The sequence below is a fragment of the Mangrovicoccus ximenensis genome, assembly GCF_003056725.1.
Lineage (GTDB): Bacteria > Pseudomonadota > Alphaproteobacteria > Rhodobacterales > Rhodobacteraceae > Mangrovicoccus > Mangrovicoccus ximenensis.
The window spans coordinates 1-6,069 of sequence record NZ_QBKZ01000020.1; the positions used below are offsets into that span (position 1 = coordinate 1).

The 6,069-nt window shown below is 60.9% G+C and carries 8 protein-coding genes; 7 read left to right on the top strand and 1 reads right to left on the bottom strand.

The genetic code is table 11. From position 1 onward, the window contains the following. The 5 genes from C7T91_RS25085 to C7T91_RS40025 all read left to right on the top strand — a co-directional run. Positions 1-752: methyltransferase domain-containing protein (locus tag C7T91_RS25085; RefSeq protein ID WP_108262264.1), on the top strand; the 752-nt coding region annotated here is incomplete at its 5' end. Between the two features lie 35 nt (positions 753-787). Further along, positions 788-2,293, top strand: a complete 1,506-nt coding sequence (locus C7T91_RS25090) for a phage major capsid protein (protein ID WP_201742256.1) — start codon at positions 788-790, stop codon at positions 2,291-2,293. A 3-nt stretch (positions 2,294-2,296) separates the two neighbouring features. Beyond that, positions 2,297-2,920: a phage tail assembly chaperone gene (locus C7T91_RS25095; RefSeq protein ID WP_108262266.1), complete on the top strand. Its 624-nt coding sequence runs from the start codon at positions 2,297-2,299 to the stop codon at positions 2,918-2,920. A gap of 199 nt (positions 2,921-3,119) precedes the next feature. Beyond that, the gene (locus tag C7T91_RS38725; protein WP_330848890.1) at positions 3,120-3,296 is read left to right on the top strand and encodes an HNH endonuclease; all 177 of its coding nucleotides are present in this window, start codon (positions 3,120-3,122) and stop codon (positions 3,294-3,296) included. A gap of 231 nt (positions 3,297-3,527) precedes the next feature. Next, positions 3,528-3,914: an excalibur calcium-binding domain-containing protein gene (locus C7T91_RS40025; RefSeq protein ID WP_407943341.1), complete on the top strand. Its 387-nt coding sequence runs from the start codon at positions 3,528-3,530 to the stop codon at positions 3,912-3,914. A 104-nt stretch (positions 3,915-4,018) separates the two neighbouring features. On the opposite strand, the gene C7T91_RS25110 is transcribed toward C7T91_RS40025, so the two are convergent. Continuing rightward, positions 4,019-4,552 carry a hypothetical protein gene (locus tag C7T91_RS25110; RefSeq protein ID WP_108262273.1) on the bottom strand — a complete coding sequence of 178 codons (534 nt, stop codon included), beginning with the start codon at positions 4,550-4,552 and terminating at the stop codon, positions 4,019-4,021. Between the two features lie 879 nt (positions 4,553-5,431). Between C7T91_RS25110 and C7T91_RS25115 the strand changes: the two genes are divergently transcribed. Together C7T91_RS25115 and C7T91_RS25120 are read left to right on the top strand one after the other, a co-directional pair. Continuing rightward, on the top strand, positions 5,432-5,716 hold the full coding sequence (locus C7T91_RS25115) for a head-tail connector protein (RefSeq protein WP_108262275.1): 285 nt from the start codon (positions 5,432-5,434) through the stop codon (positions 5,714-5,716). 2 nt (positions 5,717-5,718) lie between these two features. Next, on the top strand, positions 5,719-6,069 hold a 351-nt coding region (locus tag C7T91_RS25120; protein WP_201742257.1), incomplete at its 3' end, for an HK97 gp10 family phage protein.

A 6,069-nucleotide genomic window follows, 5' to 3' on the forward strand; every position in this document is an offset into this window, starting at 1 on the left:
CCGCCGAACAGCTTGCCGTCGCGCGGGCGCACCAAGACTGGCATGCCGAGCGCTTCGGCTTCGCCAATGCCGAATTCCACGAGGGCTATATCGAGAAGCTCGGCGAGCTGCCGCTGGAGCCGGGCAGCTTCGACGTGATCGTGTCGAATTGCGTCGTGAACCTCGCCACCGACAAGGCGGCGGTTCTGGCGGGCGCCGAGCGCCTGCTGAAGCCCGGCGGCGAGATGTACTTCTCCGACGTCTATGCCGAGCGGCGCATCCCGCAGGCGCTGGCCGAGGACCCGGTGCTCTACGGCGAATGCCTGTCTGGCGCGCTCTACTGGAACGACTTCCTGCGGCTGGCGCGCGCGGCGGGCTTCCCCGATCCGCGCATGGTCGAGAGCCGCCCGCTGGCGATTTCGAACCCGCAGATCGCCGAGAAGCTCGGGCCGCACCGCTTCCTGTCGGCGACCTACCGGCTCTTCAAGCTCGACCTCGAGCCCGATTGCGAGGATTACGGCCAGGCGGTGATCTATCGCGGCACCATCCCCGACAGCCCGCACAGCTTCGTGCTCGACGGCCATCACGAGATGGAAACCGGCAAGGTTTTCCCGGTCTGCGGCAACACCTGGAAGATGCTGGCCGAGACGCGCTTCGCGGAGCATTTCACCTTCATCGGCGATTTCTCCACGCATTACGGAATCTTCGAAGGCTGCGGCGGGGCAAGTCCGTTCAACGCCGCCGAAGCCGGTGCAGCGGCGCCCTGCTGCTGACGCGCGCCCGCGGCGGCACGCAGTTTCGGGCGACGGTGGAGGCCCCCGGAATCGCCGCTGCCGCCCTGCGCCCCATATATCAATGCAATGGGTCTTGTTCAGGTCGAACTATCGAGAAGGGCGCCTTCACCGGCCCGCATGCCTTGCCATCGCTGCCGATGCTCTTCGGCCATGATCAAACCCAGGTCATCGGCTTCTGGAACAGCGTCTCCGAGACCGCGCAGGGCCTGACCGTGAAGGGCCAGCTCCTGGTGGACGATGTAGAGCGCGCCCGCGAGGTCCGCGCCATGGTCCGCGCTGGTGCCGTCTCCGGCCTGAGCATCGGCTTCATCACGAAGCAGGCCGTCCGCGCAGGCCGTGGCCGTCGCATCTCCGCGCTTGAGCTTCACGAAATCAGCATTGTTGCCGTCCCGGCCCATCCGGGCGCGCAGATCACCTCTTTGAAATCAGTTCTTACCGAGGAATCCATTTTGGAAAACGAAAACCCGGCCCCCGAGGCCACCCCCGCCGCTGTCGAGACCAAGCAGGCACCGGCAATCGACACGAAGGCCTTCGACCGCATCAACGCCCGGCTCGACGCCATCGAAGCCCGCGCAGCCCGCCCGGCTGTCACCGGCATCCAGAACCCCGTCATGGGCGAGACGGAGACGAAGGACTTCGCGGCCTACATCAGCGGCGATGACAAGAAGTCGCTCACTCTGGCGAGCGACACCGCGAACCACGTGCTCGCCCCCGAGCAAGTCAGCGCCGAATTCCTTCGCAATCTGGTAGAGTTTAGCCCGATCCGCGCGATTGCGGATGTGCGGTCTACCGAGAGCACGACTGTCATCCTGCCGAAGCGCACCTCTGTAACGAACGCGACTTGGGTTGGCGAAACCGACACCCGCACCGGCAGCGAGCCGACCTTCGACCAAGCGCAGCTTGCCATCAAGGAGCTGGCCACCTTCGTGGACATGTCGCTTCAGCTTGCCGAAGACAGCGCGAACGTCCTGGCAGAACTGAACCTCGCCCTCGCCGAGGACTTCGGCCAGAAGGAAAGCCTCTCCTTCGTCAGCGGCAGCACCGCCAACGAACCCTCCGGCTTCATGGCTGACGCCAACGTCGCTGCGACCGACGCGACCAGCGGCGAGGACATCTCTCCGGATGAACTGATTGCGCTGATGTACGCGCTGCCGGCCACCTACCGGAACGCCGGAACGTGGGTGATGAATGGCGCGACCCTCGCAGTCCTGCGCACGCTGAAAGACGGCCACGGCAACTACTTGTGGCAGCCGTCCTATCAGGCAGGCCAGCCCGAAACGATCCTGGGCCGTCCGGTGGTGGAAGCTGTGGACATGCCCGACATCGGCGCAGCCGCCGAACCGATCATCTTCGGCGACTTCAGGCGCGCCTATCGCATTTACGACCGGCTGCAACTGTCGGTCCTGGCGGATGGATTCACGCAGCGTGTCAACGGCCTGATGCGCTACCATGCGCGCCGCCGCGTGGGCGCGGGCGTCATCCGCCCCACCGCCCTGCGCAAGCTCAAGATGGCCGCATAAGCCATGACCCCGCTCGCCCGCATCGAGGAAGTCACGATCCGCCACAACGGCCACGTCGTGACCTTGCGTCCCTCGCTGCGGGCGGCAATGACCCTTGAACGCCTGCATGGGGGGTGGGAGCCGCTTATCTCCCGGCTGTCCGAAACCCACGTAATCACCATGCAGGCGATTATCCGGGCCTCTGCGGTCTCTTCCACCACCGCAGAGGCCCTTCTAGCCGCGCTTCAGAACCAGCCGCTGGCCCGCGTTCATGCCGTTCTGGTGGAACCCCTGTGTGAGCTGGTGAACCTGTTCCTGGAACCGGCCAAGGCCGAGACTGGAACGGAACCCCGCACCGGCAAGCCGATGACGTGGCCCGAAGCGTATGCCGAGCTGTACCGTATCGGAACCGGCTGGCTCGGCTGGAACCCCGCCGAGACCTGGGCCGCGACCCCCACCGAAATCACGCAGGCCTTCGAGGGCAAGGTGTCGTATCTCAAGGCGATTTACGGCAGCCGAGAGACCGAGGAACGGAACAGCGGAACCCCCGCACCGTACCAAGCCTATACCGCCGAACAGCTCGCGCAGATCGAAGCACAAGGCTTTGACCCGGCCTTCGACCGGGCAGCCCTGAGAGGGCTTGCCTAAGCCGATGCCCAAGCCGCCCCGTGTCTGCTCTTGTGGCCGTGTTGTCCCGCACGGCGAACGCTGCGGCTGTCAGATCGCTGGAACCCGTGCCCGGAACCGCCGCCACGACCGCAACCGACCCACAGCGGCAAAGCGCGGGTACAATCATGAATGGCGCAAGGCCCGCGATGAATTCCTGCACCATCACCCCTTCTGCGCCATGTGCCACGCCCCGGCCCAGGTAGTGGACCACATCCAGCCCCACCGTGGCGACCAGAGCCTCTTCTGGGACGTCAGCAACTGGCAGGCCCTCTGCAAGTGCTGTCATGACCGCGAGAAGCAGCGGCAGGAAAGAACGAATCGTTCCCGCCCTGTGTCGACCTTGACTAACCGTTAAATAATCAATTCATAAAGGCCGCATCTGTAACCCTTTGTCAGGTACGCAATGAAGACGTTTTGGATCGCTGGTGGCGCAATCTTGCTTCTAGGGGCGTGCGCAACCCCTCAAATGCTCGCCAGTAAGTATGAGGACATGTCCACTCGAAGCCTTTGGACGGAACGTATAATCAGCCGCTCATCGCCAATGGAAGTCGCTCTCATTGAAGCCGAACTTGGCTCCCGCGGCGAAATGACTTCGAATAGCCGAGGCTACACCTACTTGGGTGAAGCAACCGCCGCCGCATATGGCCTGGAACTCTACCAACGGCCCCTTCCCACGAAGACCGACGTCAACTGTGACGACTTCCCGACGTCTGGCAGTGCTCAGAAGTATTTTCTCACACATGGAGGGCCACATTCCGACCCATACGGATTGGATCGCGACGGCGATGGCCTAGCCTGTGAATGGGGTGCATATCTTCAGAAATCTGTACGCCGAGCCAAATCACTACAAGAATCCAGCCGTCGTGAATCTAGCCGTCGAGCAGTTCGGTCTAGTTCCCGATGCTACACCGGACCGCGAGGCGGAACGTACACGATCACCGCAAGCGGGAACAAGAACTACGGCGGATGCTAACCTAAAGTTATCAAAAGAAAATATTGCGACTTCACAAAGTGGCTGCGCATACGTTGAGTTACACCACAAGCGCAGCCACGATCGGCACACATAACGTCAACACCTTAGAGGCCCTTAAGTGCATTCTCCTCCAAGCTCTGCTCCGGCGCATTTTCGGATCGAGGTGAGACTTCTGCGGCCTCAAACGTGTCTCCCGTGTAATTCGCAGGGGAGTATTCACGAGACGCCAGCCAATAACCGTACCCCTTAAGGTTAACGACTTTATCCATACGACTGAGCCGCGCGGCCATCGTATTTGCGATTGTAGCGCGATCCTTGCCGTGGATCACGACACCGAGGCTTTCAAGTTCATTCAGCAATTCACCACGCTGAAGCGGATGTTCAATCTCCGCCAACAAATCGAGCGAGATCTCTTCAAAGTCTTTTACCGAAGTCTGTGGCGCTTCTTGCATGTCATCTGGCGCCAACTCGGCACCACCAACAGAGTGTACTTTCGCGGCGGCTTCGGTTCCGTCACTCAGAAGAGACGAGACGTTCGCCGCCCATTGCTCATATTGAACGATGGCCTCCTCAATCTTGGACAGCTGAGAACGCAGCAATTCCCGCCGCTTCTTGAGTTCTGTAAGCACGTCTTGCATGACTTCACCCGTTGCTCGTATGTTTCAAAACACCATAGATGCAACGATAGCCCCCCGCAAGGCCATCCAAGGACACACACAACCCCTGGGAGTTTCTGGAAACCACACATCGCGGGCTTGACCCCACCCCATCGCGCCAGTACTCCTACTCATTGTGGGCACCGAGTCTCACTCCCGATAGTTCTTGGAGGAAATCAACAGACAAAAACCAACATGAAAGTCTACGTGAAGCGAAAACCGCGCGCCCACGTTGACTAAAAACGAGAAGGACCAGCACGATACCGTACTGGCCCCTCAATTTAGCGGAGTTCACTGTGGGCAGGCCACATGAAATTCACTAAGGCTGACACCTACTGAATTTCACAAAAGCACGCTCACGTCAAGATCCACCCTTCTCAAGGAGTAAGGGCATGAATCGAGACGTTTTTGTCCATGCGTACACTCGTGTGCGCTTTGGCAGAACCGAGTTCGTTTGCGCTCATTGGCGTCGCTGGCCGTCGTGATGCGCATTTGACGCGGAATCGCTCACGCTAAGCGCTAGCGGCTTGAGACGACTGTTTTCACCTCCAACCCGGGCAGCCACAGCGCTGCCCGTCTTCGTTTGAAGACTACCGCATTAGGTAGACCCTCACCTGTCACCGGCCACTGAACATAGATAGCAGCAAACTGGCTGCGCGGCCTACGCACACACGGCAGGCAATTGCCGTCACAGTGTGGAGACACACAGCCCCACACAAGGACCGGGGGGCATCTAAATTTGCGCCTGCTTTCTTGGACCGGCGGGGGGAGGTCCGTACACAGTTTGCTTTAAATAACTTTTTTGATTCACACATTCATAAATGAATGTTATTCTATGTATAATTTGAATGAGAGTTATTCATGAGTTCTGTTTCCGTTGACGAGCTGAAGGCCCAGCTCAACCTTGATCATGATCTTGATGACGACCTTCTGGCGTCCAAGATCGACGTGGCCGAGGCCTACGCCGCCGCCTTCATCGGCCAGCCGATCCCCGACCCGTGCCCGGGCACCATCAAGCAGGCCATCTTGATGCTGGCCGCCTACTGGTACGAATTCCGCGAAGCCGCGACATCGAGCGGCAACATGTACACGACGCCCTTCGGCGTTCGCGACCTCCTGCAACCGCACCGTACCTGGGCGGTGTGACCATGGCGAAGAAGTTCGACCTCGCCGCGCAGTCCGCGAAGCTGGCCAAACGCCTAGAAGCTATCCCGGCGGAGATCATCGCCGAGCTGCGCCCGGCCATCGTGAAGGGCGCCGAAGACCTCCGTGACGTGGCCGCTGCCCTCGCGCCGGAAGACGAAGGTGACCTGAAGGAGTCCATCGTCATCACCGAGCCGGGCGAGATGACCCCGGCCTATGCGGAAGGCGGCGGCAAGCGGCTGGCAGCCGAGAACCAGGCACTGGTCACGGTGGGCAACCCCGAGCAGCGCCACGGCCACCTTGTCGAGTTCGGGACCGAGCCGCACGACAACGGCGGCCAGTTCGCAGGCTCCAAG